Origin of the sequence: Streptomyces sp. NPDC101110 (assembly GCF_044759525.1) — a bacterium.
GTDB lineage: Bacteria > Actinomycetota > Actinomycetes > Streptomycetales > Streptomycetaceae > Streptomyces.
The window spans coordinates 301,200-328,081 of record NZ_JBIVZM010000009.1 but is presented as its reverse complement, the minus strand read 5'-3'; the positions used below and the strand labels follow the sequence as shown (position 1 = coordinate 328,081).

At 73.4% G+C, this 26,882-nt stretch carries 25 protein-coding genes; 10 read left to right on the top strand and 15 right to left on the bottom strand.

From position 1 onward, the window contains the following. Nucleotides 1-116 precede the first annotated feature (116 nt). Together ACIQU3_RS23025 and ACIQU3_RS23020 are read right to left on the bottom strand one after the other, a co-directional pair. A complete protein-coding gene (locus ACIQU3_RS23025; RefSeq protein ID WP_234845778.1) occupies nucleotides 117-353 on the bottom strand; it encodes a hypothetical protein in 237 nt (78 codons plus the stop codon). 63 nt (nucleotides 354-416) lie between these two features. Continuing rightward, on the bottom strand, nucleotides 417-1,226 hold the full coding sequence (locus tag ACIQU3_RS23020) for an SDR family oxidoreductase (RefSeq protein WP_403927500.1): 810 nt from the start codon (nucleotides 1,224-1,226) through the stop codon (nucleotides 417-419). A 122-nt stretch (nucleotides 1,227-1,348) separates the two neighbouring features. Here ACIQU3_RS23020 and ACIQU3_RS23015 point away from each other — a divergent pair, with 122 nt between their 5' ends. The 4 genes from ACIQU3_RS23015 to ACIQU3_RS23000 all read left to right on the top strand — a co-directional run bounded on the left by ACIQU3_RS23015 (nucleotide 1,349) and on the right by ACIQU3_RS23000 (nucleotide 5,568). Continuing rightward, nucleotides 1,349-2,392, top strand: coding sequence for a PHP domain-containing protein (locus ACIQU3_RS23015; RefSeq protein WP_403735320.1), 1,044 nt, complete (start codon nucleotides 1,349-1,351; stop codon nucleotides 2,390-2,392). Between the two features lie 39 nt (nucleotides 2,393-2,431). Continuing rightward, entirely contained in the window at nucleotides 2,432-3,097 is a 666-nt protein-coding gene (locus ACIQU3_RS23010) for an HAD family hydrolase (RefSeq protein ID WP_403735327.1), read from the top strand. A gap of 109 nt (nucleotides 3,098-3,206) precedes the next feature. Continuing rightward, nucleotides 3,207-4,454 (top strand): aromatic acid exporter family protein, encoded by a 1,248-nt coding sequence (locus ACIQU3_RS23005; RefSeq protein ID WP_403735330.1) that lies wholly within the window; start codon nucleotides 3,207-3,209, stop codon nucleotides 4,452-4,454. 85 nt (nucleotides 4,455-4,539) lie between these two features. Continuing rightward, nucleotides 4,540-5,568 carry an SDR family oxidoreductase gene (locus ACIQU3_RS23000; RefSeq protein WP_403927497.1) on the top strand — a complete coding sequence of 343 codons (1,029 nt, stop codon included), beginning with the start codon at nucleotides 4,540-4,542 and terminating at the stop codon, nucleotides 5,566-5,568. Nucleotides 5,569-5,667: 99 nt separating this feature from the next. Here ACIQU3_RS23000 and ACIQU3_RS22995 read toward each other — a convergent pair whose 3' ends face one another. From ACIQU3_RS22995 to ACIQU3_RS22980, 4 genes are all read right to left on the bottom strand, one after another. After that, on the bottom strand, nucleotides 5,668-5,943 hold the full coding sequence (locus tag ACIQU3_RS22995; RefSeq protein WP_403927494.1) for a hypothetical protein: 276 nt from the start codon (nucleotides 5,941-5,943) through the stop codon (nucleotides 5,668-5,670). A gap of 61 nt (nucleotides 5,944-6,004) precedes the next feature. Then, nucleotides 6,005-7,294: an ROK family protein gene (locus ACIQU3_RS22990; RefSeq protein ID WP_403927491.1), complete on the bottom strand. Its 1,290-nt coding sequence runs from the start codon at nucleotides 7,292-7,294 to the stop codon at nucleotides 6,005-6,007. A 141-nt stretch (nucleotides 7,295-7,435) separates the two neighbouring features. Then, a complete protein-coding gene (locus tag ACIQU3_RS22985; protein ID WP_403927488.1) occupies nucleotides 7,436-8,398 on the bottom strand; it encodes a phosphotransferase family protein in 963 nt (320 codons plus the stop codon). Between the two features lie 30 nt (nucleotides 8,399-8,428). Then, nucleotides 8,429-11,611: a cytochrome P450 gene (locus tag ACIQU3_RS22980; RefSeq protein WP_403927485.1), complete on the bottom strand. Its 3,183-nt coding sequence runs from the start codon at nucleotides 11,609-11,611 to the stop codon at nucleotides 8,429-8,431. Nucleotides 11,612-11,764: 153 nt separating this feature from the next. Between ACIQU3_RS22980 and ACIQU3_RS22975 the strand changes: the two genes are divergently transcribed. From ACIQU3_RS22975 to ACIQU3_RS22955, 5 genes are all read left to right on the top strand, one after another. Next, nucleotides 11,765-12,466, top strand: a complete 702-nt coding sequence (locus tag ACIQU3_RS22975) for a PAS domain-containing protein (protein ID WP_403735345.1) — start codon at nucleotides 11,765-11,767, stop codon at nucleotides 12,464-12,466. A gap of 158 nt (nucleotides 12,467-12,624) precedes the next feature. Further along, a complete protein-coding gene (locus ACIQU3_RS22970) occupies nucleotides 12,625-13,119 on the top strand; it encodes an FBP domain-containing protein (protein WP_403927483.1) in 495 nt (164 codons plus the stop codon). A gap of 119 nt (nucleotides 13,120-13,238) precedes the next feature. After that, the gene (locus ACIQU3_RS22965) at nucleotides 13,239-14,492 is read left to right on the top strand and encodes an FUSC family protein (protein ID WP_403735352.1); all 1,254 of its coding nucleotides are present in this window, start codon (nucleotides 13,239-13,241) and stop codon (nucleotides 14,490-14,492) included. A 46-nt stretch (nucleotides 14,493-14,538) separates the two neighbouring features. Further along, nucleotides 14,539-15,732, top strand: a complete 1,194-nt coding sequence (locus tag ACIQU3_RS22960; protein ID WP_403735354.1) for a hypothetical protein — start codon at nucleotides 14,539-14,541, stop codon at nucleotides 15,730-15,732. 109 nt (nucleotides 15,733-15,841) lie between these two features. Next, entirely contained in the window at nucleotides 15,842-17,035 is a 1,194-nt protein-coding gene (locus ACIQU3_RS22955; protein WP_403927522.1) for a lactonase family protein, read from the top strand. Here the strand turns inward: ACIQU3_RS22955 and ACIQU3_RS22950 are convergent. Together ACIQU3_RS22950 and ACIQU3_RS22945 are read right to left on the bottom strand one after the other, a co-directional pair. Further along, a complete protein-coding gene (locus tag ACIQU3_RS22950; protein WP_403927480.1) occupies nucleotides 17,003-17,731 on the bottom strand; it encodes a DUF2470 domain-containing protein in 729 nt (242 codons plus the stop codon). The two genes, ACIQU3_RS22955 and ACIQU3_RS22950, sit on opposite strands and share 33 nt — an antisense overlap. 84 nt (nucleotides 17,732-17,815) lie before the next feature. After that, a complete protein-coding gene (locus ACIQU3_RS22945; protein WP_403735364.1) occupies nucleotides 17,816-18,424 on the bottom strand; it encodes a TetR/AcrR family transcriptional regulator in 609 nt (202 codons plus the stop codon). 109 nt (nucleotides 18,425-18,533) lie between these two features. Here ACIQU3_RS22945 and ACIQU3_RS22940 point away from each other — a divergent pair, with 109 nt between their 5' ends. Next, entirely contained in the window at nucleotides 18,534-20,030 is a 1,497-nt protein-coding gene (locus ACIQU3_RS22940) for a cytochrome P450 (RefSeq protein WP_403735368.1), read from the top strand. Here the strand turns inward: ACIQU3_RS22940 and ACIQU3_RS22935 are convergent. The 7 genes from ACIQU3_RS22935 to ACIQU3_RS22905 form a co-directional block, all read right to left on the bottom strand. After that, entirely contained in the window at nucleotides 19,992-20,834 is an 843-nt protein-coding gene (locus tag ACIQU3_RS22935) for a pentapeptide repeat-containing protein (RefSeq protein WP_403735371.1), read from the bottom strand. The two genes, ACIQU3_RS22940 and ACIQU3_RS22935, sit on opposite strands and share 39 nt — an antisense overlap. Nucleotides 20,835-20,864: 30 nt before the next feature. Further along, entirely contained in the window at nucleotides 20,865-21,776 is a 912-nt protein-coding gene (gene sigJ, locus ACIQU3_RS22930; protein ID WP_403735374.1) for an RNA polymerase sigma factor SigJ, read from the bottom strand. A gap of 33 nt (nucleotides 21,777-21,809) precedes the next feature. Then, a complete protein-coding gene (locus ACIQU3_RS22925; protein ID WP_403735377.1) occupies nucleotides 21,810-22,544 on the bottom strand; it encodes a PIG-L deacetylase family protein in 735 nt (244 codons plus the stop codon). Between the two features lie 50 nt (nucleotides 22,545-22,594). Further along, entirely contained in the window at nucleotides 22,595-23,896 is a 1,302-nt protein-coding gene (locus ACIQU3_RS22920) for an alpha/beta fold hydrolase (protein ID WP_403927477.1), read from the bottom strand. A 108-nt stretch (nucleotides 23,897-24,004) separates the two neighbouring features. After that, a complete protein-coding gene (locus ACIQU3_RS22915; RefSeq protein ID WP_403927474.1) occupies nucleotides 24,005-25,030 on the bottom strand; it encodes a LacI family DNA-binding transcriptional regulator in 1,026 nt (341 codons plus the stop codon). Between the two features lie 88 nt (nucleotides 25,031-25,118). After that, entirely contained in the window at nucleotides 25,119-26,543 is a 1,425-nt protein-coding gene (locus ACIQU3_RS22910) for a BNR repeat-containing protein (RefSeq protein WP_403927472.1), read from the bottom strand. A gap of 16 nt (nucleotides 26,544-26,559) precedes the next feature. After that, a complete protein-coding gene (locus tag ACIQU3_RS22905; protein ID WP_403735388.1) occupies nucleotides 26,560-26,880 on the bottom strand; it encodes an L-rhamnose mutarotase in 321 nt (106 codons plus the stop codon). Between the last annotated feature and the right edge of the window lie 2 nt (nucleotides 26,881-26,882).

The following is a 26,882-nucleotide window of genomic DNA, read 5'->3' as shown; positions in this document are numbered from 1 at the left end:
GCTGGACTGGTACAACTACCACCGACCCCACACCGGAATCAGCGGCCACACCCCAGCCAGCCGCGTCACCAACCTGTCCGGTCAGCACACCTAGGTCGTGTCCGCGCGCGACGGTCTCAGTGCAGGGTCCAGGTGAACTTGTCCCCGCCCACCCAGCGGACCACGTCCGGATCGTCCATGTCGTGCACGGGGATGCCGTACGCGGCCGCGGCCGCCAGGACGTCGGTGACGGCCCGGGCCTCCCCGACCACCTGGCCGTCGATCTGGACGATCCGGAACGGCGGTGTGCCCGGCTGGACCCCGAGCACCAGGATCCGCGGGTGGGATATGTACGGGCTCGCGCTTTCGGTCATGCATCGAGCGTAGAACGCAACCGGCCCTGGCGCGGGTCCAGGATCCGGAGGACCGGCGGCCGCTCAGGGGCGGCGCCAGTCGTGACCGGTCAGGTGGGAACCGGCCTGCGGACCCATCCGCAGCATGCCGCCGTCGACGCTCCACGAGGCGCCGGTGACGTACGAGGCGTCCGGACCGGCGAGGAAGGCGACGACCGCGGCGACCTCTCGGGCGTCACCCGGACGGCCGAGCGGGATGCCGGGGCGGCTCTCGGTGTGCGGGTCGGTGTCCTCCTGCCCGGTCATGGGCGTGGAGATCTCCCCGGGCGCGACCGCGTTGACGGTGATCCGGTGCTCGGCCAGTTCGAGGGCCATGACCTGGGTCAGCAGCCCGAGCCCCCCTTTGGCGGCACAGTACGGTGCGGCACCCACACGCGGCTGGTGCTCGTGGACGGACGTGACGTTGATGATCCGGCCCCCCTCACCGTGCCCGATCATGTGCCGGGCCGCCTTCTGCCCGCACAGGAACGGCCCGACGAGATCCACGTCGAGGACCTCGCGCACATCGGTCGGTTCCAGGTCGAGGAAGGGCGTCATGGTGCCGGTACCGGCGTTGTTGACCAGCACGTCGATGCGGCCCAGCCGCTCGCACAGCTCGTCGACGGTGTCCGCCGCGTCGGGCAGCCGGGTGAGGTCCATCCGGGCGACCTCGGCGCGCCGCCCGTGCGCGCGCACCTCGTCGGCCGTCTCCTCCGCGCCCCTGCGGTCGGTGTGATAGGTGATGCCGACGTCCATGCCGGCCCGCGCCAGGTGGACGGCGGTGGCACGGCCGATGCCGGAGTCGGCGCCGGTGATCACGGCGACCTTGCCCGTGGGCGCGGTGGGGTCGGACATGGCGGGCCTCCTCGTCGAGGGATGGGGGCGAGGCATCGCAGTACCCGGGGGCCCACCGGGCAAACCGCGCGCCCGTCGTGCGGCCCGCCGGGCGCTGGGGAACCCTTGAGGTGGAGGTGGCGATGGATCCCGTCGAGGCACTGGACCGGATCGCCTTCCTGCTGGAGCGGTCCCTGGCACCGACCTACCGCGTGCGCGCCTTCCGTACGGCGGCCCGCGTACTGAAGGACCTGGGCGGGGACGAGGTGCGCCGGCGGACGGCGGACGGTTCGCTGGAGAGGCTCAAGGGCGTCGGTCCGAAGACCGCCCAGGTCGTGCGGGAGGCGCTGGCCGGCGAGGTCCCCGGCTATCTGGACAAGCTGGAGGGCGAGGCCGAGAACGCACGCCCGGTCGTCCGGGGCGGGGAGAAGCTGCGGGCGCTGCTGCGCGGGGACTGCCATCTGCACTCCGACTGGTCGGACGGCGGCAGCCCGATCGAGGAGATGGGCAAGGCGGCCGCCGAGCTGGGCCACGACTGGGCGGCGCTGACCGACCACTCGCCACGGCTGACGGTGGCTCGCGGGCTGTCCCCCGAGCGGCTGCGGGAGCAACTGGACGTGGTGGCGGAGCTCAACGAGACCTGGGCGCCGTTCCGGCTGCTGACCGGCATCGAGTGCGACATCCTCGAGGACGGCGCGCTCGACCAGGAGCCCGAGCTGCTGGACCGGCTCGACGTGGTGGTGGTGTCGGTGCACTCCAAGCTGCGCATGGACGCGCGGTCGATGACCCGGCGGATGGTGGCCGCCGTGCGGGATCCGCACTCGGACGTGCTCGGGCACTGCACGGGGCGGCTGGTGACCGGGCGGGGGCGGCCGGAGTCGGAGTTCGACGCGGACGAGGTGTTCGCCGCGCTCGCGGAGACGGGCACGGCCCTGGAGATCAACAGCAGGCCGGAGCGGCTGGACCCGCCGCGGCGGCTGCTGCGCCGCGCCGTGGACGCCGGGGTGCTGTTCTCCATCGACACCGACGCACACGCGCCGGGGCAGCTGGACTGGCAGATCAACGGGTGCGCGCGGGCCGAGGAGTGCGGGGTGCCACCCGAGCGGGTGGTGACGACCTGGTCCCTCGAGGAGCTGCTGGCCTGGACCCGTGAGCGGCGGGTGCCGTCCGGCGTGGCGGGCGGCTGACGTGGTACCCGCGCGGCCGGAGAGAAAGGGACTGTACCTATGGGACGCGCGGAACGGGCGGCCGTGTTCGATGTCGACGGCACGCTGGTCGATACCAACCATCTGCATGTCGTGACCTGGTGGGAGGCCTTCCGGCAGGCGGGCCACCAAGTGCCGATGCACGCCATCCACCGGGCCGTGGGCCTGCCGTCGACCGACCTGGTCGCCCATCTGCTGGGCGACGACCGGGACACGGACCAGGACGCGGACATCAGTGCCGGGCACAAGGCGCTGTACGGGCAGTACTTCGACCGGCTGCCCGCGCTGCCGGAGGCCGGGGCACTGCTGCGGCGGCTGCACCGGGACGGCTGGACGGTGGTGCTGGCCACCTCGGCGGGGGGCGCGGAGCTGAGCGCGCTGCGCCGGGCGATCGACGCGGACGAGGCCATCGCCGCCACCGCCAGCGCCGACGACGTCAACGAGGGCAAACCCGCCCCGGAGCCGGTCGAGCACGCCCTGGAGCTGGCCGGGGTGCCGGCCCGGCGGGCGGTGTTCGTCGGCGACACCGTGTGGGACATGCAGGCGGGCAGCAGGGCCGGGGTGCGCTGTGTGGGCGTCCTGTGCGGCGGCATCCCGCGCGCCGACCTCGCGGAGTCCGGCGCGGACGCGGTCTACGCCGACCCCGCGCACCTGCTGTCCGCCCTCGGCGACAGCCCACTGGCATGAAGGGACGTGAAACCGCCGGTCAGACGGATACCCGCTGCGTATGACGCGTGTGACGCGTGTGACGAGTGCGATACGGCGGAGGGCGGGCGCCTTCCGCCGGGGGAGGGACATGAACGGAGAGACGGGGGCGGCCCCGGACGCGCGGCCCCGGGGAACAGCCGGGGACCAGGGGCGGATCGGACAACTGCAGCAGGGCACACGAAGGGTGCGGCCGGTGGACGCCGTGCGGCGGGACTCGCGGTCGGCCCGGGAGGCCGTGCGGGCGGCGTGGCGCGGGCCGGGGCGGGAGCGGGACCTGGTCGTTCAGTCGCTGAAGGCGGCCGGGGCTGCCGTGCTCGCCTGGGTGGTGGGCGGCGTCTGGATGGGCGACCCGCTGGCGCTGATGGCGCCCTGGGTGGCGCTGGTGCTGGTGCAGGCCACCGTCTTCAGCTCCCTGGTGCAGGGGGCGCGGCAGTTCGGGGCGATCTGCGTCGGCACGCTCGTGGCCTCGGGGGCCCAGGCGATCACCGACGACACGCTCGGCGCGATCGCGCTGTCCGTACCGGTACTGATGCTGCTGGCGAACTGGCCGCGCTTCGGCGACCAGGGCATCTACGCGGCGACCACGGCGCTGTTCACCATTTCCTCGGGCATGGTGAGCCTGTCGGCCGTCGGGCACCGGGTGGGCCAGGCTGCGATCGGCGCCGTCATCGGCGTCGCCGTCAACGCGCTCGTCCTGCCCCCGATCCACCTGCGGGACGTACGGGAGAACCTGGCGGCGCTCGCCCGGGAGGCGGGGGAGGTGCTGCACACCGTCGCCGGCGATCTGCACGAGGGCGAGTGGGACGCGCAGACCGCCGCCGGCTGGGTGAGTGCCTCGAACCGGCTGGACCACCGGCTGAAGGCGTTGCGTTCGGCGCGCCGATGGAGCCAGGAGAGCCTGCGCCTGACCTACGGACCGCTGCGCGCCCTGCACCGCGTACCGCACCGCGGTGTACTGCCGGCGGTGGACGAGGACGAGCGGCTCGCCCGGGTCACCGGACATGTCGCGACGCTCACCCGGGCCCTCGCTGTGTCCGTGGACGACAACCGGTCCCCCGCCCCGCCGGAGGGCCCGGCCCTGCGCTCGTACGCGCGGCTGCTGGAGCTGATCGGAGACGCCTTGTGCGCCGAGGCCGACAGTCTGCTCGACGGCAGCGTGATCGCCCGTCCGGACGACGAGACGCAGAAGGCGATGCGGGAACTGCAGGAGGAGTTGCAGGAGAAGCTGCGCCGGCACGCCGGGGAGGGCGCCGCCCACACGGCGGTCCTGGGCACCCTGTTGCTCCAGGCGGAGAACCTCTGGGCGGAGACGGTCCCGGGCGACGAGGACCGGTGAGTACCCCGGTGGTCAGGGGTCCGGGACATGGAACCCGGGTACTCGGTCACCTCTCGTGGAACCAGGTGGCCGAGAGGAGCTCGCAGTGAGCAGCGGAACGGGCAAGAGGATCGTCGTCACGGGGGCCACCGGCAACGTCGGCACGAGCGTGGTGCGTCTGCTGTCGGAGGACCCGCGGATCGCCTCCGTGCTGGGGCTGGCCCGGCGGATCCCCGACTGGTCGCCGCCGAAGACGGACTGGGCCGCCGTCGATCTGGCCGCCGAGGGGTCCGGCCTCGCGGAGCAGTTCTCCGGCGCCGACGCGGTGGTCCATCTGGCCTGGGCGTTCCAGCCGACGCACGACCCGGCGGCGACCTGGCGCACCAACGTGCTCGGTAGCATGCGGGTCTTCGAGGCGGTGGCCACCACCGGCGTACCGGTGCTGGTGCACGCCTCGTCGGTCGGCGCGTACTCGCCCGGCCCGAAGGACGAGGCGGTGGACGAGTCCTGGCCGACGCACGGGTGGCCGGATGCCGCGTACTGCCGGGAGAAGGCCTATCTGGAGCGGGCGCTGGACACCTTCGAGCGCGACCACCCCGCAACGCGCGTGGTGCGGATGCGGCCCGCCTTCCTGTTCCAACGGGAGTCCGCGAGCGAACAGCGCCGCATCTTCGGCGGCAGGTTCCTGCCCGGCCCGGCGGCGCGCCCCGAGCTGCTGCCCGTGCTGCCCGACATCCCGGGGCTGCGGATGCAGGCCCTGCACACGGACGACGCGGCGAACGCCTACCGGCTCGCGCTGCACTCCGATGTCCGGGGCGCCTTCAACCTGGCGGCGGACCCGCCGGTCGACGTGCGGCTGCTGGGCGAGATGTTCGACGCGCGTCCGGTGCGGCTGTCGCGCACCGTGGCCCGGTCGGCGATCGCCGCCGCCTGGGGTCTGCATCTGCTGCCCGCCTCACCGCATCTGTTCGACGCGGTCCTGCGGCTGCCGCTCATGGACTGCACGCGGGCGCGTACGGAGCTGGGCTGGCGGCCGGAGCACACGGCTCCAGAGGTGCTGGAGGAGTTCCTGCTGGGCCTGCGGCAGGGTGCGGGAGCGCGGACGGAGCCGCTGCGCGGACGCAAGGTGGGCTGAAGCGGCAGGCTGCACCTGGCCAGGGCCCGCCCCAGGACATGCCCGAGGGCCGCAGCCGACCCCCACAGCCGGCTGCGGCCCTCGGTTGGGATGCCCTCCTCAGGCGGAGGGCTCGTCCGGCACCGGGTGATCGGTCTGCACCGTCCCCGAGCGCGGTGCTCCTTGCCGGCCCGTCCCCGCTTCGTCCGTGTCGGGGACGTCACCGGCGGGCTCGTCGGACTGGTCGTCTCCTTGGCGCTCTTCCTTCTCGCCGGTGCCCGTGAAGCGCGGGGCGACCTCCCACGGGTCCTCGCCGTCGTCGGCCTGCTGGTCCGGCATGTCCCGCGGGATGGGCTCACCGTTCTCGCCGGGTCCTTCGAGGCGGTGGTCGGTCACGGCGTGCTCCCTTCTGTGGTCCGGGCGCCACGCGAGTACCTCCGCGCCGATCGCCGAAACCTCAGCGCGGGGTCCGCTCCTGGAGTGCCGTGCGCCACGCGGGGAGCGGATACTCCGGTGCCGGTTCGGGGCGCCGTCCGCCGCGGGCGAAGAAGTCTGCGAGCGGCAGGATCGCGGCACCGACGGTGACCGCGTCGGGCCCGAGCCGCCCCAGGTCGACGGTCACCTTCCCGGCCGGGTGACGCAGCGCGTACGACATGGCGTGGCGGCGCACGGCGGGCAGGAAGCGCGCGCCGAGGGCCAGACCCGCCCAGCCGCCGATGAGGATGCGCTCGGGCTGGAAGAGGTTGATCAGGTCGGACAGGCCCGCTCCGAGGTATTCGGCGGTCTCCTCCAGGACGGCCAGCGCGACCGGGTCGGCCGCCGTCCCCCCGGGCGGATGGGCCGCGGCGAGCATCGTGGTGAGGGCGGTCTCCTCGTCGGCGCCCTCGGGGACCCGGCCGCCCTCCTCCTGCCAGCGAGCGAGCAGCGATTCGGCGCCCGCGTACGCCTCCAGGCAGCCGAGCGCCCCGCACCGGCAGCGGCGGCCCCGCACCCGTACGGTCAGATGTCCCCACTCGACCGCGCGGCCCTGCTCCACGTCGGGGGTGACGAGGCTGGCGCCGACACCGGAGCCGAACAGGACCACGACGGCGTTGCGGGCGCCGCGGCCGGCGCCGAACCACATCTCCGCCTGGCCGAGCGTCTTGGCGCCGTTGTCGATGAAGTACGGGACGGTGTCCGGCAGTGGGGAGCCGGCCCGGAGCAGGGCCTCCAGCGGGACGGCGTCCCAGCCGATGGTCTGCCCGTGCACGAGCGCGCCGCGCTCAGGGGTGCGTTCGACGATGCCGGGGACGCCGATGCCGACGCCGAGGAGCCGTTCGGGCGCGGGACCGGCGGTGTCCAGCACCTCGGCGATGCCGTGGCGGACGTGGTCGACGATGGCCTCGACCTCGTAGCGTTGGGGTGACAGCGGGCGCTCGGCGCGGGCGAGTTCGGTGAGGGTGAGGTCGAAGAGTTCGATCCGGACCCGCGTCTCGCCGACGTCGACGCCGATCATGTGGCCGCTGCCGGGCGCGACGCGCAGCAGGGTGCGGGGGCGGCCGCCGTCGGAGTCGACGCTGCCGGCCTCCTCGACCAGCCCGTCGGCCACCAGGTCGGCGACGACGTTGCTGACGGAACCGGAGCTCAGGCCGGTCGCCGGGCCGAGCTCGAAGCGGCTGAGCGGGCCGTCGAAGTAGAGCCTCTGGAGCACGGCCGTGCGGTTGGCCCGCCTGAGATCGCGTACCGTGCGCCCGTTCCGCGCAGCCATGTGGCTCCCTTCGCATCCCCTGCCCGACCTGCAACATACCGTCGGGGGCAGGCTCGGCGCGATATTCCCCCACCCCTTATTTCACGATGTGAGCTAACCGGTCGTCCGGTACGGCGGGGTCAGCCGTCCGGTACGGCGGAGTCAGGAGGTCTCCGCGATCTCGTCCAGGGCGGCGACGAGTTCGGGGGCGACCGTCTCCTGGACCCAGCGCCGCTGCTCCTCCCCGGCCTCACGGGGAACCGTCTCGGTCAGCATGATCAGGTACAGGTAGGCCCGGTACAGGGCCAGGCGCTGCCGGGCCGGCGTGTCGAAGCGGGCCCGGCCGCCGGCCTCCCGGTAGCCGGCCAGGAACTCCTCGTCCTTCCTGATGTCCCCGAGCAGCGCCAGGGAGACGAAGTCGGCCAGGGGGTCGCCCCAGAACATGCGCTCCCCGTCGATGAGGCCGCCGACGCGGGCCCGGCCGTCCGCACGGTCGACGAGGATGTTGCCCCGCCACAGGTCGAAGTGGACGAGGCGGGGGCGGGTCACCTCGTCCAGGGCGCCGTACGCGGACGCGGCGATGCGGGCCACCGCGTCGACGGGACGGGGCAGCCGGGCCCCGTAGCGCCTTGCGTCGTCGAGGACGGCGTCGAACATCGCCGTGAACGCGGTCCGCCAGTCGGGGGCGAGCGGGCCGAGCGCGCCGGACGGGTAACCGTGGCCGGGGCCGGTCACCTCGTGCAGCCGGGCCACGTGGCGCCCCAGCTCGGTGCGCAGGGCGGTCTGTTCCGGGTCGGTGAGGGTGCCGTCCCAGGGGGCGCCCGGCACGGCCGTCATCAGCAGGAAGTCGTCTCCCGCGAGCACTGTCCGCGGCGCGGGGACCCCGGCGTGGGCGGCCCGGCGGCAGAACTCGGCCTCCGAGACGAGCAGCCGCCTCTCGTGCCGCAGACCGGGCACGGCCGCGGCGGGCGGGATCTTCAGCACGTAGCGGCTGCCGTCGGTGAGGCGGAGTTCCTCGACGGAGTTGTAGGTGCCGCCGGTGAGGGGGGTGAGGCGGGCGAGGCGGCCGGGGTCCAGGCCCGCCGCCGCCAGGACGTGCCGGGCCCGTTCCCAGGAGTCCACCACCGTGTGCCCACCCCTCCCCCGCCGCGCCGGTCAGCCGGCCGCGTACACGTCCTCGACGTAACGCCCCTGCGCGACCAGTGCGTCGAGCCACTGCTCGGCGGCCGTCTCGTCGGCGGCCGGCGTGTGCTTTCGGTACAGGGTACGGAACGCCTCCCGCACCCCGGGCGCCATCCGGGAACCGTCACCGCAGACGTACACCCGCGCCCCGGAGTCCAGCAGGGCCCAGACCTCCTCGGCCTCGGCGGCGATGCGGTGCTGCACGAACCGCACCTCGCCCTCGGGCGCCTCGCTGAAAGCGGGGCGGAGGGAGACGGCGCCGGCGGTTTCGGCGGCGCGCAGCTCCTCGGCGTGCAGGAAGTCCGCGTCGGGGGCGTCGCAGCCGAAGTAGCAGAGAGCCGGGGCGGGTTCGGCACCGGACGCGAGGGCCGCCGTACGGTCGGCGACGGCGCCGCGGAACGGGGCGAGGCCGGTGCCCGCCGCGACCATGACGACCGGCGCCGGGTCGCCGGTGGCGTCGATGCGGAAGGCCTCGCGGCACGGCTGCACACGGGCGTACAGGGTGTCGCCGGGCCGGACGGCGGCGAGGTGGCCGGAGCCGGTGCCCCGGTAGACGCCCTTGCCGGAACGAGCGGGTGCCTCCAGCACCGAGACCATCAGGTCGACATGACCGGGGTCGACCGCGGGCGAGGAGGAGATGGAGTAGTGACGCGGGCGCAGCGGGGTGAGGAGCTCGAGCAGCTGTGGCCAGTCCAGGGCGCCGCGCAGGGCCGGGTGGTCCTCCAGGATCTCCACGAGGGTGCGGGGGTCGTCGTTGAGGGCCGCCAGGGCCGTGCGCTCCGGCGGGCACGGGTTGGCGGCGGCGAGGGCGGCCAGCTGCCCGGGACCCGGGCGCTCCTGCAGCTCCACGTGGTGGGTGAGGAGCTGCCGTACCGTCACGGGCCGGTCCACGGCGATGCCGTCGCGGCGCGGGCGGGTGGCGCGGATGTCCAGCACGGTGTCGAGGTCGGTGCCGAGCGCGGCGGCGGCGCGGTGGACGAGCTCGGGGGCGTTGGCGGGCAGCACGGTGAGGTGGTCGGCCGTGCGGTAGGTGACGCCGTCGGGAAGGGCGACACGCAGGAACCGCTTGCGGCGCGCGTAGCCGGGGGCGGTGAGGTCGCGGGCCTCGGTGACCCGCATGGGGAGGAGGCCGTGCCGTTCGGCGAGGGCGTCCAGCGGGCCGCGGGTCAGCGTGCGGACCTCGTAGGCGGTCGTGGGCTCCGGGTCCGGCGTCGTGGAGTCCGGGTCGCCGTGGCGCTCCAGGAGGGCGGTGCGCAGGGACGCCGCGAAGGCGCGGACGGTGCCGGCGAGGTCTCCGGAGGCGTCGGCGGCGGCACGATCCAGCAGCCGGTCGGCGCCGCACTCCGCGAGCCGCTCGTCGATGCGGGTGGGGACGTGCTGGTAGGTGGCGGCCCAGTTGCGGTCGCCGACGCCGAGGACGGCGTAGGTGACGCCCGCCAGGTCGTGGGTCTCCTCAAGCCGGGCGGCGAAGGCGGTGGCGTCGTCGGTGGGGCGGCCGTTGTAGGAGGCGGCGGTGATGACGACGGGCCGGTCGGTGGGCAGGCCACCCGCACAGGCGTCGAGGGGTGCCACCTCGGTCGCGCAGCCGAGGGCGGCGGCCTCGTCGGCGAGCCGGGCCGCGAAGTCGCGGCAGGTGCCGTAGTTGCTGCCGTGCAGGAAGAGGGCGGCGGTGCCGGGACGGACGCGGGCGGGCAGGTCCTGCGGCTCGGCCGTGGCGGTGTCCTGGGCCGGGGCGGCCCCGGGCAGCGGGCCGTGGACGCGGTCGGCAGGGGTGCGAGGGGTGAGCGCGAGGGTGAAGCCCTCGGGCTTGAGGGTGAGGGTCTCCTTGACGTCGAGCCGGTAGTCGGCGTGGTCGCCCATCCGGTAGCGGTGGACGAGCATGGCCAGCAGCATGGTCGCCTCGTGCAGCGCGAACTGCCGTCCGATGCAGGCCCGCTCACCCGTGCCGAACGGTTTGAAGGCGTGCACCGGCCGCTCGGCTTCCGCCTCGGCCGTGAAGCGGGAGGGGTCGAACAGCTCGGGGTTGTCGCCCCATACGGGCTGCCGGTGCAGCATCGGCGCGAGGACCAGGACGCCCTGCCCGGCACGCAGCGGGATGCGGCCCCCGAGCAGGGTGTCCTCGCGGGCCTCCCGGGAGAACACGGCGGCCGTGGGCCACAGCCGGAGCGCCTCGTTGAGGACCTGACGGGTGTAGGTCAGCCGGCCGACCTCCTCGTACGTCGGCTCGACGTCGGCCCGGTCGCCCCACAGCGCGTCGACCTCGCGCTGCACCAGGCGGAGCGTGGTCGGGTGCTTGGCGAGGTAGTACAGCGCGAAGGACATCGCGCCGGAGGTGGTCTCGTGACCGGCGATCAGGAACGTGATGACCTGGTTGCGGATGTTCGCGGTGTCGAGCGTGGTGCCGTCGTCCGGGTGCTCGGCGGTGAGCATCAGGCCGAGGAGGTCGCCGGTGTCGCTCTGGCCGGTGCCGGTGCGGGCGGCGATGACGTCGTCGACGACCTCGGCGAGGTAGGCGGAGTCCGCACGGAAGGCCGCGTCCTGCTCGGTGTAGTCCTTCCCGGGCACGCGCGCCAGGCGGGTCATGCTCCACTCCAGGCAGCGGACCATCGACTGGACGAAGGGGTGCGGCTCGGACCGTTCGAAGGAGCCGAAGTCGTAGCCGAAGCCGGCGAGTCCGATGGTGTCGAGCGTCATCCGGGTCATGTCGTCGGGCACGTTCACCGGCCGGCCGGCGCGGGCGTCGCGGTCCCAGGACGCGATGAGCCGCTGCGCCACCTCCAGCATCACGGGGTGGTACGTGCGCATCGAGCCCAGCGCGAAGGCGGGCATGAGGATGTCGTGCGCCTTGGCCCAGTTGGGCTCGTCGTTGTACGCGGTGAACAGGCCGTCGGCGGCGAACTCGCGGACGTTCTCCAGGCCGGGCCCGATGTGCTTGGCGAACCGCTGCTCGTCGGCGAGTTCGGCCACGAGGTCCAGGTCGCTCACGAACAGGGTGTCCCGCCCGTACAGCCGCCGCACGAGGACCGGCCCGTGCTCGCGCATCAGATCCATGACCTGCTGGATGGGCGCACCACCGGGTCCGGTGGCGGAGATGTCGGCGACGGGGACGCCGGGGAGGTCGTCGGCGGTCAGGGGAGTCTGTCCGGTGGGGGGCATGACGCGGCAACTGCCTTTCGCGGTACGGAAGTACTGCGATCCAGCGTGATCCACCGGGCCCGGGAGGCGGACCGGCGGCCCTACATGATTGTGTAGTGCGTGCGGCCGCGCCGCTCTTGCGCGGGAGCGGTCCGGCGTGGAAGGAGCCGATGCGTGGACCTGGCCCGACAGGAGGCCGTGACGTGGCGCAACCGCGCGCTGCTGCTGTTCGACCGGGTCGCGATGCCGGTCGCGGTGTGCGACGTGTACGGGGCGGTGCTGCTGGCCAATCCGGCGATGGCGGCGGAGTGCGGCAGGACGCCGGGGCAGCTGCGCGGACGCGATGTGCTGGACCTGTTCAGCCCGCGTGAGGCGACCCAGGTCGAGCGGATCGCCGAGGCCCTGCGCCTGCGCCGCCGCTCCCGCTATCAGGTGTCGGTGTGCTGGCGGGCCCCCGGCGGCGCGGACCGCTACGGCGAACTGACGGCGGATCCGGTCAGCGACACGGCGGAGGACACCCCGGCCCTGCTCGTGATGCTCCGGGTGGAGCCCGAGCGCGGCCCCGCCCCCGCCCCACCCGTCGATCAGGCCCGGGTCACACCGATGGAGGCCCGCGTCCTGGCGCTCCTGGCCGCCGGCGCCACCACGGCCCGGGCAGCCCGCGAGACGGGCCTCAGCACGGACGGCGTCACCTACCACCTGCGCCGCCTGTCGTCCCGCTGGGGTGCGTCCAACCGCACGGAACTGGTGGCCCGGGCGTACGCGCTGGGGGTGCTGGCGCCCGGGGTGTGGCCGCCGCAGACCGCGGGCGGCCAGGCGGATTCCGACGGATCCGCGGCGACGCCACGGGGATCCGCCGGAAGCCCTCGGGCCTGACGGACGTCCGGCCGCCCTCGGCGGCGCGACTGTCTCCGTCGGAAGCCCTCGGGCCTGACGGAAATCCGGTCGCCCCTGGGCGGCGCGACTGTCTAGTCTGGCCCGGCCCCCAAAACCTAGGACCCCTAGGTTTGCGAAGACGACTCCCTGGAGTTCCCATGCAGCCGCTCACCGAGCAGGACGTCCGCGCCTCCTTCATCAACTGCTCGAAGGGCGAGGCCAAGCGTCTGGCCGTGCCCCGGGACCTCGACGAGCGGCCCTGGGACGATCTCGACTTCCTCGGGTGGCGGGACCCGGGGGCACCCGACCGCAGCTATCTGGTGACGGAGCGGGGAGGTAGGCTCGTCGGCCTCTCGATGCGGTTCCAGGCCGCGCAGCGCGGCTTCCTGCACCGCAGCATGTGTTCGCTGTGCCTGACGACGCATCCGCGCGGCGGGGTCTCGCTGATGACCGCGCGCAAGGCGGGGCCGGCCGGCCGTGAGGGCAACTCCGTGGGCGCGTACATGTGCACCGACCTCGCCTGCTCCCTGTACGTGCGCGGGAAGAAGGCGCCTGAGGCGGGGTCCCGGTTCGAGGAGAGCCTCACCGTGGACGAACAGATCGCGCGGACCAGGAGCCTGCTGTCCGCCTTCCTCGACAAGGTGTCCGCCTGAGCCCTCGGTCGCCCGCGCTTTGCCCCGGCACTAACGTCCTTCGTGAGCGTCCTTCATGGAAGTGATGGATGCCTGCGACGGATCCGTTCGATACGCCGGGGAAGGGGAACAGCCCGAGGATGCGAGAGGTACGTGAGTGGACGGCGCACGCCGAGCGGATCGTGAGGAAGCGTCGTGATCCCGTGGTCGTCCAGACGGTGCGGTCCGCGACCGCTGCGACGATCGCGTACGTCATCGCGCTGCGGCTGAGCCCCGAGCCGGCCCCGCTCACCGCTCCCCTGACGGCACTGCTGGTCGTCCAGGTGACCCTGTACGCCACGATCACCAACGGCTTCCGCCGGGTGAACGCCGTGGTGACCGGTGTGCTCGTCGCCATCGCGTTCAGCCTGCTGGTGGGGCTCACCTGGTGGAGCCTGGCACTGCTCCTGGTGGCCTCCCTGGCGGTGGGACGGCTGGTCCGGGTGGAGGAGTACGTGCCCGAGGTCGCGATCAGCGCGATGCTCGTCCTCGGTGTCACCACCGTCGGGGACACCGCCTGGGCCCGCGTGGTGGAGACCCTGATCGGCGCCTCCGTGGGTCTGGCCTGCAACCTGCTGCTGGCTCCGCCGGTGTGGGTGGAGGAGGCCGGCGAGTCCATCGAGGGCCTCTCCCGTCGGTTGCGGCAGCTGATGCTGCGCATGGGCGAGGAGGCCGCGGGCGGCACACCCGTGGACCGCGCGGAGAGCCAGTTGCACGAGGCGCGCCGGCTGGACCACGACATCGTCGAGGTGGACGCGGCGCTGCGGCAGGCGGAGGACAGTCTGCGGCTCAACCCGCGCGTGCAGGACAGCGTGCTGCACCGGGTCGTGATGCGCACGGGCCTGGACACGCTGGAGATCTGCACGGTGGTCCTGCGTGTGCTCGCCCGCTCCCTCACCGACCTCGCGAAGGAGCGCGAGCCCGAGCCGCTGTTCGAGGCCGAGACGGGCGCCGCCCTGGAGCAGGTGCTGTCCGAGATCGCCGACGCCGTGGTGAGTTTCGCGGTGCTGGTCACCACCCATCTGAGCGCGAGCGCCGAGTCGGCGGAGGAACGTCTGGCCGCCGAACTGCGCACCGCCGCGGGCACCCGCGACAAGCTGGCCCTGCTGCTGCGCGAGGAGGCCGAGCGCTCCCCCGGGCACTGGCAGCTTCCGGGGGCCGTACTGACGGAGGTCAACCGCATCCTCGACGAGCTCGACACCGAGCACCGCACCCGCCGCCTGTTCGAGGAACTGGACCGCGTGTCGCGCGAGCAGCGGGCCCGGATGCCCCGTCTGACACGGCTGCGGGAGCGGCTGGGCGTGACGGAGCAGCTGTGGCGGAACCGCGCGGGGTTCGGTGGGCGTTCTCGCTGAGGGAAGCGCCGGCAGGGGGCCGGCGCCTGATGCGAGGGGCGGGCCGATGGCCGACGTGCGGATCGACGGGAACACTCTGCGGCTGCCGGGCGGGGTCGCCGTGCGGTTCATCCGCACACTGCGTCTGCCGGAGACGGGCACTCATCCGCTGCCGCCGGGCCTCGGCGAGTTCCCGGTGCGGCGCGTCGCGGACTACGCGGACCGGGTCCCCGGCGAGTGGCGGGCCCGCGGCGGAGTGATGCTGCCGGTGTATCTGCGCGAGGCGATGTGGCTGAGCTTCGCGGGCACCTCCGAGCCCGCCGCGCTGCAGGTCGGCGTCGGCAAGGTGTGCGCGGTCTCCGGCCGGCCCTGGAGCGACCGGCCGGCCCGCGACCCGCAGAACTACGTGGTGCTCCCCCGCCAGCCCTGGCTGGACGGCATCAACTCCGGCACGGGCACGGTCCGGCAGTTCGTGGCCGTTCCGCTCGGTCTGGGCGCCACCGTCGAGGGTCAGGTCACCGGCGAGGAGGTGTGGGGCGGCGTACAACTGCAGTCCTTCGCGCTGAACGACCGGGAGCTGGCGCGGTGGCGTGCCGAGGAGCGGCTGCGCGCGGAGCGGGAGCGCTCCGCTCCGCCGGCGAGCGGCTACGGCGCCCCGATGCCGGGCGGCCTGCCCGCGGCCGGGTCCGGTGGCTTCGGCGCCCCCATGCCCCTCGCCGCCCCGCCCGCATCCGGCGGCTACGGCGCGCCGATGCCCCCGACCGCCCCGCCCGCGCCCGGCGGCTACGGCGCGCCGATGCCCCAGGCGGCTCCGGCCGCGCCCGGGGCGGTTCCGGCGCCCGCCGGCGGTGCCGTTCCGGCGAGCCCGCCGCGTGCGGCCGCCGCGATGGGTCTGGGTGTCGGCGGCTCCCTGCGGCAGGAGGTCTACCAGGACGAACGGCCTCTCACCGACTGGTCGCGGGAACCGGCCGGGCGGGTGTTCGTGCACCTGGTGACACCGCCGGAGTGGCGCCGCATCACCGGGGAGGCCGCGCCGCCGTCGCCGGTGGACCGGGCCGCGTACACCCGGGCCGGCCTGCCCTGGTTCGACTACTTCGACCAGGACGCGGAGGACCTCGCCCCCACGGACACCCTCCAGTCCGTCAAGCCGGTCGGCGACTGGCTCGGCGACGACCACGAGCCCTGGCAGCCGCCCACGCCGGGACAGACGCAACAGCTCAAGGACGCGCCGGGCACCCCGGTCCAGGACGGCGACTGGTAGCCGGCCCGTCGCGCAACGCGCGGCACCGGCTGCCGTTGTTTGCACCCGACGGGCGGGAAACGCCAAGGTGGCTGTCACGACCGGGACGAGTGACGACCTGAGGGGCAATATGGGCAGTGGCGGCTGGAGCAGGCGCCGGTTCGTCGGCGCACTGGCGGGCGGGGCGGCCGTGGCAGCGTTGCCGTCCTGCGACGACGCACCCGCCCCGGCGACCGATCCGGCCACGGCCCCTGAGGCGAGTGCGAGCCCGTCCGGCGGGGATCGCCGCCCCTCCGGGCCCCGCCCGCTGCACCTGGGCACCTACACCTCCGCCGAGGGCGGCGGCAAAGGCATCGGCCTGGCGACGTACGACCCGGGGACGGGCCGGATCACCGGCGCCGGCACGATCGGCGGTGTCGGCGACCCGTCGTACCTGGCGGTCCACCCGGACCGCCGCACGCTGTACGCGGTGGACGAGCGCGACGACGGTGCCGTGACCGCCGTCCGGCTGTCCGACCGGAAGGTGCTGGGCAGCCGGAGCACCGGCGGGGCCGCCCCGTGTCATCTGTCGGTGCATCCGGGCGGCCGCTGGCTGCTGAGCGCGAACTACGGCTCGGGCAGCGTGGCCGTGCATCCCATCGACGCGTCGGGCGCCCTCGGTGAACGCACCGACCTCGTACGGCACTCCGCTCCGCCGCCCGGGCCGGGCCAGGAGGGCCCGCACGCCCACCAGGTCGTCACGAGCCCGGACGGCGGCCATGTGCTCGCCGTCGACCTGGGGACGGACAGCGTCCACACGTACCGGCTGGACGAGAAGGCGGGCAGGCTCACCGAGGTGGCACGGGCCCGGACCCGGCCGGGCGCGGGGCCGCGCCACCTCACGTTCCATCCCGGCGGTCGGTACGCCTACCTCGCCAACGAGGTCGACAACACCGTGGCGGTCTGCTCGTACGACAAGGCCTCCGGCCGGGTCGCCGTCGGCGAGGCGCAGTCCACGGGCACGGGCCGGGGCAGCAACTACCCGGCGCAGATCCTGGTGACCGCGAACGGCCGCTACGCCTATCTCGCCAACCGCGGCCACAACAGCCTCACCCGCTACGCCGTCGAGGCGCAGGGCGCCCGGCTGCGGCTGCTCGACACGGTGCCGGTGGGCGGGGACTTCCCCCGGCAGATCGCCTTCTCACCGGAAGGCACGCTGCTGTTCGCCGCCAACCAGAAGTCCTCCACCGTCACCGTCTTCCACGTGGACGAGACCGACGGCGGACTCCGGCGCACAGGAGAATCGTTCCCCTCACCCGTCGCCGTCTGTGCGCTGCCGCTGTAGGGTCCGCGGACACGACGCGGCGGCGGCCTGGCCCAGCAGGGCGTGCATGCGCTCGGTGAGCTGCGCGACGTCGTCGGCGGGCGTGTGGAAGGCGAGGCGCACGTCGCCGTGGGCGCGGACCCGTTCGATGCGCAGTGTCAGACCGTGCCGGTCGACGGCGAGCGGCTGGACGCGGACCGCGCCGTGCAGGCTGTCGGGACCGACGAGCCGGGTGAGCCGTTCCACGGCGTCGGCGTGGCAGTCGGCGAGGTGCGTCAGCAGCCGCGCCTCCGCCGTGGTGAGCGGGTCGGGCACGGCGGAGGCGAACTCGTCGAGGTCCACGACCACGGAGCCGGACGGCTGCCGCAGCACGACACGGGTGGGCGTGAAGGCGAGCCGCTCGCCCTCGACGGCGAACCAGCCCGCGAGCCACAGCCGGGCGCGGATCCGGTCCCGGACCGGAACGGGTGCGGCGTCGGCGAACTCCAGCACCGCGGACGGCTCACCGCGGGGCGCGCAGATCGCGGCCGCGAGCAGGGCGCTGTCCTCGGGCACGTGCACGAGCACACGGCCGTCCTCGCCCACGGTGTGCGCGCCGACCAGTTCCTCCCGTGTGCCCTCCGCGGTCACGGAGCAGGACCACGCGGCGGCGAGCACCGAGCGCGCCCGCTCCGCCGCGGCGGGAGCCGCCGTCCAGCTGTGGCTGTCGTCACCCATCCCAGACCTCCTTAGGTAAGCCTCACCTAACCTATCGAAGATCCGGGTGTGCGCCAACCACGGCAGGTCCCCTTTGCGACACCCTCAGGGTGTGAGCACGCCCAGCAGGGCGCGTGCGCAGAGCTCGCGCACCTGCGCACGGTCCAACTCGGCGCCGCGCAGCCACTCCAGGCAGACACTCGTGGTGAACGCCAGCCAGCCGCGTACGGCCAGCCGGACCTCCGGCCGCTCCTCGAAGGCGGGGCCGAATTCGGGATCGGCGGCGAGCGCGGCGAGGATCTGCTGCTCCTGCGCGCCCAGGGCCCGCTGATAGACCCTCCGCACCGCCTGGTCCCCGGCCGCGTCGGCGCGGTGGAAGGCGCGGTAGCCGTGCGCGTGCGCCTGTACGTACTCCAGGAACGTCTCAAGACCCGCGGCGAGTTGCTCGCGGACCGGAACGCCGGGCACCGCCGCCGTCATGCGCAGCATGCGCTCGCTCTCACGCTCGACGACCGCCGCGAAGAAGTCCCGCTTCGTCGGGAAGTAGTGGTACAGCAGCCCGCGCGACACTCCGGCGATCTCGGCCACCTGCTCGATCCACACGTCGTCGTAGGGGCTCTCCGAGAACAGCCTCGCACCGACGGACAGGAGCTGCTCCCGGCGCTCCTCGGTGCTGAGCCGACGGCGCGTGCGCCCGCCCTGGTTCGCGGCCATGCCCGCACTTTACTTGACGCCGGTTCAACAACGGGCCCAGACTGAACCGCGCTATTGAACTCACGTACAACACGTGCGAACCCGCTGCCGGATCAAGGGAGATCGCGTCATGACGGAGGCGCCGACACGGACCGGGGAGCCCAAGGGGTTCCGCAGTGCCGAGCTGGGCTGGCCGGATCTGGACCGCATCCCGCACCCGCCGCGCCGGATCCCGCTGCTCGGTGACGTCCTGGGTGTCGACCGGCACACTCCGATCCAGGACTCACTGCGCTACGCCCGTCAGCTGGGCCCGGTGTTCCGGCGCAAGGCGTTCGGCAAGGAGTTCGTCTTCGTGTGGGGTGCCCGGCACGCGGCCGACCTCGCGGACGAGTCCCGGTTCGCCAAGCACGTGGGGCTCGGCGTGGCCAACCTGCGGCCGGTCGCCGGAGACGGCCTGTTCACGGCCTACAACCACGAGCCCAACTGGCAACTGGCCCACGATGTGCTCGCCCCGGGGTTCAGCCGCGACGCCATGGCCGGCTACCACCCGATGATGCTGTCGGTCGCGCGGCGGCTGACGGAACACTGGGACCGGGCGGCGGAGACGGGCCGGGTGGTGGACGTGCCCGGCGACATGACCAAGCTGACGCTGGAGACGATCGCGCGCACCGGCTTCGGCCACGACTTCGGCTCGTTCGAGCGCTCCCGGCCGCATCCCTTCGTGTCCGCGATGGTGGGCACGCTGACGTACGCCCAGCGGCTCAACACCGTGCCCTTGCCGCTGGCCCCCCTGCTGCTGCGCGGCGCGAGCCGCCGCAACGCGGCCGACATCGCCCACCTCAACCACACGGTCGACGAACTGGTCCGCGCCCGGCGCGCCACCGGCGGCGGCGACGGCGATCTGCTGGACCGCATGCTGGAGACGTCCCACCCCGACACCGGGGAACGGCTGGCGCCGCAGAACGTCCGCCGCCAGGTCATCACGTTCCTCGTGGCCGGGCACGAGACGACCTCGGGCGCGCTCTCCTTCGCCCTGCACTACCTCGCCCGCCACCCCGAGATCGCCGCCCGCGCCCGCGCCGAGGTGGACCGGGTGTGGGCGGACACCGCGGAGCCGGCCTACGAGCAGGTGGCCCGGCTGCGCTACGTCCGCCGCGTGCTGGACGAGTCGCTGCGGCTGTGGCCCACCGCGCCCGCGTTCGCCCGCGAGGCCCGGGAGGACACCGTGCTGGCCGGGGAGCACCCCATGCGGCGGGGCGCCTGGGCACTGGTGCTGACGCCGATGCTGCACCGGGACCCCGAGGTGTGGGGCGAGGACGCCGAGCGGTTCGACCCCGACCGCTTCGACGCCCGGGCCGTACGGTCCCGGCCCCCGCACACCTTCAAGCCGTTCGGGACGGGCGCACGGGCGTGCATCGGGCGGCAGTTCGCGTTGCACGAGGCCACGCTGGTGCTCGGACTGCTGCTGCGGCGCTACGAGCTGCGGGCCGACCCGGGCTACCGGCTGCGCGTGACGGAACGGCTGACGATGATGCCGGAGGGCCTGCGACTGCACCCCGAGCGCCGCACCCCGGTGCCCGAGCCGGCCTCAGACCTGCGCAGTCCAGTGCCCGGGGCGGGTGACTGACCCGGGCAGCCGCGTCCCGGCGCTGCCCCGGGCCGCGTTGAGCTGCGGCTGGGTGAGGAAGAACGCCCCGGTCAGGTCGGCGTCCGTGAGGTCCGCGTCACGCAGGTCGGCACCGATCAGGTCGGCTCCCCGCAGGTCCGCCCCGGTGAGGTCCGCGGCGATGAGGTAGGCACCGCGCAGATTCGCACCGCGCAGATCGGCGCCCTTGAGCCGGGCTCCCATGAGGTCCGCACCCCGGCGGTTCTTCCGGCGGCCCTTGAAGCCGGCCCGGGCCAGTTCACTCGACCTCAGCAGCAGGACGTTGACTTCCTGCCGGTGGGCCGCCACGTCGAGCCCGGCGAGCTCCTCGGGGCTCCCGCCGGTCAGCTCCCGGGTCTTCTCCAGGGCCTCGCGCAGCTCGGGGTGGACGGGGCGGGCCGCCTGCAGGGTGAGCGCCTCCGTCAGGTACCAGAGCAGTTCGTGCAGCTGCCGGACCACCGGGAACACCTCGAACATGCGGCGGGCGTCCTCCGGTGGCCCGGTACGCCAGTCCCGCGCGCCGAAGGTGATCTGCGAGACCTGCTGCCCCGCACCGAAGCAGTCGTACACCGTGCAGCCGGTGAATCCCTTCTGCCGGAGCCCGGCGTGGATGCCGCAGCGGTGGTCCTCACGGAGGTTGCGGCACGGTGTGCCGGCGGCCTTGTCGACCGCGAAGTCGGCCGAGGCCGCGAAGGGCAGGGCGACGCAGCACAGCCCGAAGCACCGCTCGCAGTCGCCGCGCAGCTCCGCCGGCCCGGCCTGGTGATCTCGCATGCCGTTCAGCATACGAAACGAGCGGTGACAGCCGAGTCGCGGTCATACCGTCGGCCCGGGCACCTCCAGGAGCTCCAGCCGGCCGGGGTCGGCCAGGATGTACATGCCGGTGATCCGGCCGTCGGCGATCGTGACCCCCATGACCGACTGCACCCGGCCCTCGGACACATCGATCATCCCTACCGAGCCGTTGATCAGGACCAGCTGCGCGGAGCGCACGAACGGGGCGAACATGAGCGCCTGTTCCGCCACGGCCTTGGCGCCCTGGACGACCTTGGACGCGGCCGCGCCCCGCATCAGCGTCCCCGAATCGGCCCGCAGCACCACGTCCGGGTGCAGCAGACCCAGCAGCGCCTCGAAGTCACCGCCGCGCGAGGCGGCCAGGAAGGCGTCCAGCACCTGCTGCTGCCGGCCGAGGTCCGGCTCGGGCGAGGGGGTGGCGCCCCGCACCCGGCGCCGGGCGCGGCTCGCGAGCTGCCGGGTCGCTGCGGGGCTGCGCTCCACGATCGGCGCGATGTCGTCGAACGGCACGGCGAACATGTCGTGCAGCACGAACGCCAGCCGCTCGTCGGGCGTCAGGTTCTCCAGCACGACGAGGAGGGCCAGGCCCACGGAATCGGCCTGGAGCACCTCCTCCGCCGGGTCGAGGTGCGACAGCGGCCGGAGCACCGGGTCGGGGACGAAGACGCGCGCGGTGTCCTGGGTGTCGCCCATCGGTTCCTCGCGCCGCGCGGTGCGCGAGCGCAGCAGGTCCAGGCAGACCCGGCCGGTCACCGTGGTGAGCCAGCCGCCGAGGTTGCCGATGTCGTCCACGTCGGTGCGGCCGAGCCTCAGCCAGGCCTCCTGGACGGCGTCCTCCGCCTCGGCGAGCGATCCGAGCATGCGGTAGGCCACCGCTCTGAGATGCCCCCGGTGTTCCTCGAACCGCCCGGCCAGTTCCTCGCTGTCCGTCATGCTCTCCCCCGTCGTCCGCCGGTCAACCGCTGGTCATCTGCTGAACAGTTCGAACGCCACCGCCGGCCTGCCACCGAACCGCTCCCCCGTCGCCTCGGCGTTGCGGGCCAGGAAGCCGCGTGCGTACGTCTCCGGATCCTCGCCGGTCAGCACCTCGATGTACGTGCGGTGCTCCAGCAGGGAGCGCACCGCCCGTTCCATCCCGGCCGTCGCGTCGACCGCGTGCGTGGGCGTGCTGGAGCCGGCGACCGCGACCCAGCGCACGCCGTCCCAGGGGTCGAGGCCCTGCTCGATCAGCTCGGGGAAGATCCACCGGTTGCCGGCGTCGCCGGCCGCGTCGAGTGTGGCCCGGCCGACGGCCACGTGGTCCGGGGTGTTCCAGGCGACACCGCCCCAGGTGTCCCGGTGGTTGAGCGTGATGACCAGCTCGGGCCGGTGCCGGCGGATGGCGGCGGCGATGTCGCGGCGCAGGGCGGTGCCGTACTCGATGACGCCGTCCTTGTGGTCGAGGAACTCCACCTCCGACACGCCGACCACGGCCGCGCTCGCCCGCTGCTCCTGCTCGCGCAGCGGCCCGCACCGAGCGGGGTCCAGTGTGTCGATGCCCGCCTCGCCCCGGGTCGCGAGGACGTAGGCGACCTCGCGGCCCTCGTCGGTCCAGGCGGCGATCGCCGCCGAGCAGCCGTACTCGAGGTCGTCCGGATGCGCCACGACCGCGAGGGCACGCCGCCAGTCGCCGGGCATGGGCTGCAGTTGAGTGGTCGTCATGTCAGCACACTAGTCCGCGCCACCGGCATCACCGGGTCCGCGGCACGAGATCACGCCTCGCCCCGGACGAGAGCCAGCAGCCGGTCGAGGACGCGGGGGCCGCCGGCGCGGATGCCGTCGTGCTCGAACTCGTCCGTGACCCAGGTGCGCAGACCCCGGATCGCGCGGGCGGTGCGCAGCGAATGGGCCGTGTCGACGTACATGTCGTCGTGGTAGACGGCGGCCACGACCGGCACCGTGTTGGCGGCGAGACGGGCCGGGTCGTACAGAGGCGTCCAGTCGGTGCGGGCGGCGAGCAGGTCGGCGGTCTCGCGCAGCGGGCGCAGCGCGGGGTCGCAGTCGAACATCCAGGGGTGAATCGATTCCCCGGTGAACAGCAGGGGCTCGTCGCCCGCGAGGGCCTTGGCGGCGTCGAACTGCGGGAATTCGGCGCGGACCCGCTCGGCCGACCAGGCCGTGGGCCGGGCGTCCTGGCCGTAGATCGACTCGTGGACCAGGGCGTACAGCGGGTGGCGGGCGTAGGAGAGCATGCCCTGCACCTGCTCCTGGAACGCGTCGGAGAGCGCGTGGCCCTGCGGGGTGCGGACGAAGGCGTTCTCGAGGAGGTAGTGGAGGCGGTGGCTGCCGTCGCCGGTGCCGAGGGCGATGCCGAGGGACTGGAAGGCCTCGACGGTGAGCCGGTAGCCGTTCGGCAGGACCACGTCGTGGTCGAGGAGGTGGCCGGCGATGCGCCGGGCGCGCTCGGCGTCCTCGGGGTAGCGGGCGTAGTGGGCGGTGACCTTGCGTTCGATGCGCGGGAAGGCGGCCCGGTACACGTCGTCCGCGTGCGCGTCCAGTGCGGGCAGTCCGCCGGTGATGACGGCGGTGGCCAGGCCTTCGGGGGCGAGGGACAGGTAGGAGGTCGCGCAGAAACCGCCGAAGCTCTGGCCGAGCACGGTCCAGGGCCTGCCGCCGGTGAGCTGGGTGCGGATGGCCTCGCAGTCGCGGACGATCGAGTCGGCGCGGAAGTGCGTGAGGTAGTCGGCCTGCTCGGCCGGGCCGCCGCGCAGCGGGAGCGTCTGGCGGTTCGCGGGCGTGCTGTGACCGGTGCCGCGCTGGTCGAGGAGCAGGACGCGGTACTCCTTGAGGGCCCTGCCGAGCCAGCCCGGCCTGCCGACGGAGCGGTCCGCGCCGAAGCCCGGCCCGCCCTGGAGGTAGAGGAGCCAGGGGAGGTCCTGGTGCGTCTTGTCGCTGGCGACGACCTCGCGGGCGTACAGCTCGATCGTCTCGCCGTCGGGGCGGCCGTGGTCGAGGGGGACGGTGAAGCGTCGGTCGGTGAGGACGACTCCGGGCTGGCGGTAGCTGACGGTCAACAGGGCTCCCGGGACGGACGGATTTTCGGACCGCGTCCCAGTTCATCACAGGGATCACCGGTGAGTGAGCCCTTCGATCATGAAATCTTGCTGAACCGCCGTTCAGGCTCAGCGGGCGGACAGGCTGGAGCGGCGGACCACCAGCTCGGGCTGCAGGACGACCCTGCGGTGTTCGTGTGCGCGCGCCGCGTCCTCCTCCTCCGTCTCCTCCAGCAGCAGCTCGGCGGCCATGGCGCCCATGGTGACGGCGGGCTGCCGTACCGAGGTGAGCGGGACGGCAGCGGCGGCGGCGAACTCGATGTCGTCGTAGCCGACGATGGCGAGGTCGTCGGGGACACCGACACCGGCCGCGTACATGGCTTGCAGGACACCGAGGGCGAGGAGGTCGTTGGCGCAGAACACGGCTGTGGGCCGGTCCGCCAGCCCGAGCAGCCGGGCCCCGGCGTCCCGCCCCGCGGCGACGTCCAGCCGTTCGGTCGGCAGCTCCCGCAGCGCGTCGGGGCCGAGCCCGGCCTCGGCGAGCGCTTCGAGGGCGCCGGTGCGGCGGTCGCGGACCTGGTTGAGGCCGGGCGGGCCGCTGACGTAGGCGATCGAGCGGTGCCCGGCGTCGACGAGGTGGCGTACCGCGAGCGCGCCGCCCGCGACGTCGTCGACGGATACCGAGCACTCGGTGGTGCCCTCGGCGACCCGGTCGACCAGGACGAACGGGATGCCGTGCCGGCGGAACGTCTCGATGTTGCGGCCGGTCGCGTCGGCCGGGGTGAGCAGCACGCCCCGTACCCGCTGCTCGGCGAAGAGCGACAGGTACTCGGCCTCCTCCCCGGGGTTCTGGGCGCTGTTGCAGACCATGACGCCGAGTCCGGCCTGCCGGGCGGCACGCTCGGCGCCGCGCGCGACGTCGACGAAGAAGGGGTTGCCCATGTCGAGGACGAGCAGCCCCATGATGCGGCTGCGTCCCGCGCGCAGCTGGCGCGCGGACTCGCTGCGGACGTACCCGAGCCGGTCTATCGCGGACAGCACCCGGGCCCGGGTCTCGGTCGCGACCGTGTCCGGGCGGTTGATCACGTTCGAGACCGTGCCGACGGAGACTCCGGCGACGCGGGCGACGTCCTTGATACCCACCGACTGGGCCATCGGGCAGGGACCTCCAGAGGGAGACGAGGGGGCGGCGGCCCGGAGCGGCTTCACACTACCGGCATGCCGCCCCGGGAACCGGTCGCGGTCAGGCGGGGAGCCGGAAGTCGACGACGTGCAGCGCCGAGGGGGTCGTCCCGCTGGACCTCTCCTGGTACATGAACGACAGCACCCCGTCCTGCGCGATGCGCGTCTCGTCGATGACGACCTCGCCGAAGGCGTTGAGTCCGCTGCCGTCGAAGAGGATCTTCCAGTCGGTGTGTCCGGAGGCCGCGGAGGCCCCGGCGATCCGGCCGAAGGGGAAGACCGCGTACGCGTTGTCGTACTTGTCCAGGATCAGCTTGGTGCGCTGGCTGGAGTTCAGCGGGACCGGTATCTCGGTCTTCTGCCAGGTGCCGGAGGCGTTCTTGCGGACGTGGAAGGCACGTCCGTTGGCCGTGCGGTCGGCGACGTAGTTCGTGGTGCACTGCCCGAAGCGGCCGGGCACGTAGGAGATGAGCGCGTGCGGCCGGCCCACGGAGTCGGTGAACTGGCTCTCCTGGTTCATCAGGGAGTGGTCGGGGTTGAGCGGGTCGATCACCAGGCCGGCGTCGCTCACGGACACCTTCTCGGAGCCGCCCGTCACACCCACGACGGTCCCGGCGTTGTTGCGCCAGGTGCGGCCGCGGTCGTCGGAGTAGACGTAGCCGGTGTCGTGGTTGGTGATGCCGCCACCGTTGCACATCACGGCGCCGTTCTGCTCACGCCAGGTGAAGAAGGAGTGCAGCCGGCCGCCCCGGTCGTAGTCCATGCCGTGCAGGTACATGTTGCGGGCCGTCGAGGAGCCGTGCTCGCTGGTGTACGTGCCGGTGGAGCTGGTCCACTCGCCGAGGTCGGTCCATGTGGTTCCGTCGTACTCGGCGAGGGCGTTGCGGCCGTTGCCGGAGACGGCGACGCGGTAGCTCAGCTGGAGTCTGCCGTCGGGCGTGGAGACGAACTGCGGGTAGGTGAACTGCGAGGTGAGCGCGACGCCGTCCAGGGTCGACTGGGGCGCCCCGAAGCGGCTCGCGGTCCAGCTCAGCCCCGCGGGGTTGTCCATGAGCCCGGCGACGGACTTGACGTAGGTGAAGCCGTCGCTGTGGGAGTCCATGTTGAGGTGCAGGCGGCCGTCGAGCTTGGAGACGCCCATGGAGATGACGTTGTGGGAGTCGTCGGCCTTGAGGGTGTGGCCGACCTTGACCGTGGACCAGGTGCTTCCGCCGAGGACCCGGCGGCCGACGACGGCGTTCCGGTCGGCGGTGTACCAGGCGGCGTACTGGTGGCCCTGGTAGGTCAGAAGGCCGTTCTTCTGGAAGGCGTTGTTGTTGACCAGCCCGTCGTACGAGACGAAGAAGATGGCCCGGCCGTCGAGGGTGGTGGTGCCCGTCCGGGTGACCGAGGGGCCCGGGTTCGCGGCCTGTGCGGTGCCGGAGGCCAGGGCGGGGGTCACCACGGCTCCCGTGAGGGCGGCGGCCAGCAAGGTACGTCTGTGCATCTCGTGGACTCCATCGTCATGCGAGGTGGAACACTTCGGTGAGCGGTTTCATCGCCTCGTCGGGCCGCGCGCCGTCCGGCGACTCGAAGAACGGCGCCATCTCCGCCTGCCAGCGGGCGTTGACGTCGGTGGCTTCCATGCCGGCCCGGGCTGCGGCGAAGTCCTCGGTCTCCAGGTAGCCGACGAGCAGTCCGTCCTCGCGCAGGAAGAGCGAGTAGTTGTGCCAGCCGGTCTCCGAGAGTGCCTTCAGCATCTCCGGCCACACCGCGGCGTGCCGCTCGCGGTACTCGTCGAGGCGGTCCGCCCGGACCTTCAGCAGGAAGCACACGCGCTGCATCA

What these genes read in the sequence shown, in the direction of transcription:
- ACIQU3_RS23025 (WP_234845778.1), bottom strand. Translation starts at nt 353, where the DNA reads ATGACCGAAAGCGCGAGCCCGTACATATCCCACCCGCGGATCCTGGTG.
- ACIQU3_RS23020 (WP_403927500.1), bottom strand. Translation starts at nt 1,226, where the DNA reads ATGTCCGACCCCACCGCGCCCACGGGCAAGGTCGCCGTGATCACCGGC.
- ACIQU3_RS23015 (WP_403735320.1), top strand. Translation starts at nt 1,349, where the DNA reads ATGGATCCCGTCGAGGCACTGGACCGGATCGCCTTCCTGCTGGAGCGG.
- ACIQU3_RS23010 (WP_403735327.1), top strand. Translation starts at nt 2,432, where the DNA reads ATGGGACGCGCGGAACGGGCGGCCGTGTTCGATGTCGACGGCACGCTG.
- ACIQU3_RS23005 (WP_403735330.1), top strand. Translation starts at nt 3,207, where the DNA reads ATGAACGGAGAGACGGGGGCGGCCCCGGACGCGCGGCCCCGGGGAACA.
- ACIQU3_RS22990 (WP_403927491.1), bottom strand. Translation starts at nt 7,294, where the DNA reads ATGGCTGCGCGGAACGGGCGCACGGTACGCGATCTCAGGCGGGCCAAC.
- ACIQU3_RS22980 (WP_403927485.1), bottom strand. Translation starts at nt 11,611, where the DNA reads ATGCCCCCCACCGGACAGACTCCCCTGACCGCCGACGACCTCCCCGGC.
- ACIQU3_RS22970 (WP_403927483.1), top strand. Translation starts at nt 12,625, where the DNA reads ATGCAGCCGCTCACCGAGCAGGACGTCCGCGCCTCCTTCATCAACTGC.
- ACIQU3_RS22965 (WP_403735352.1), top strand. Translation starts at nt 13,239, where the DNA reads ATGCGAGAGGTACGTGAGTGGACGGCGCACGCCGAGCGGATCGTGAGG.
- ACIQU3_RS22960 (WP_403735354.1), top strand. Translation starts at nt 14,539, where the DNA reads ATGGCCGACGTGCGGATCGACGGGAACACTCTGCGGCTGCCGGGCGGG.
- ACIQU3_RS22955 (WP_403927522.1), top strand. Translation starts at nt 15,842, where the DNA reads ATGGGCAGTGGCGGCTGGAGCAGGCGCCGGTTCGTCGGCGCACTGGCG.
- ACIQU3_RS22950 (WP_403927480.1), bottom strand. Translation starts at nt 17,731, where the DNA reads ATGGGTGACGACAGCCACAGCTGGACGGCGGCTCCCGCCGCGGCGGAG.
- ACIQU3_RS22945 (WP_403735364.1), bottom strand. Translation starts at nt 18,424, where the DNA reads ATGGCCGCGAACCAGGGCGGGCGCACGCGCCGTCGGCTCAGCACCGAG.
- ACIQU3_RS22940 (WP_403735368.1), top strand. Translation starts at nt 18,534, where the DNA reads ATGACGGAGGCGCCGACACGGACCGGGGAGCCCAAGGGGTTCCGCAGT.
- ACIQU3_RS22935 (WP_403735371.1), bottom strand. Translation starts at nt 20,834, where the DNA reads ATGCTGAACGGCATGCGAGATCACCAGGCCGGGCCGGCGGAGCTGCGC.
- sigJ (WP_403735374.1), bottom strand. Translation starts at nt 21,776, where the DNA reads ATGACGGACAGCGAGGAACTGGCCGGGCGGTTCGAGGAACACCGGGGG.
- ACIQU3_RS22925 (WP_403735377.1), bottom strand. Translation starts at nt 22,544, where the DNA reads ATGACGACCACTCAACTGCAGCCCATGCCCGGCGACTGGCGGCGTGCC.
- ACIQU3_RS22915 (WP_403927474.1), bottom strand. Translation starts at nt 25,030, where the DNA reads ATGGCCCAGTCGGTGGGTATCAAGGACGTCGCCCGCGTCGCCGGAGTC.
- ACIQU3_RS22910 (WP_403927472.1), bottom strand. Translation starts at nt 26,543, where the DNA reads ATGCACAGACGTACCTTGCTGGCCGCCGCCCTCACGGGAGCCGTGGTG.
- ACIQU3_RS22905 (WP_403735388.1), bottom strand. Translation starts at nt 26,880, where the DNA reads ATGCAGCGCGTGTGCTTCCTGCTGAAGGTCCGGGCGGACCGCCTCGAC.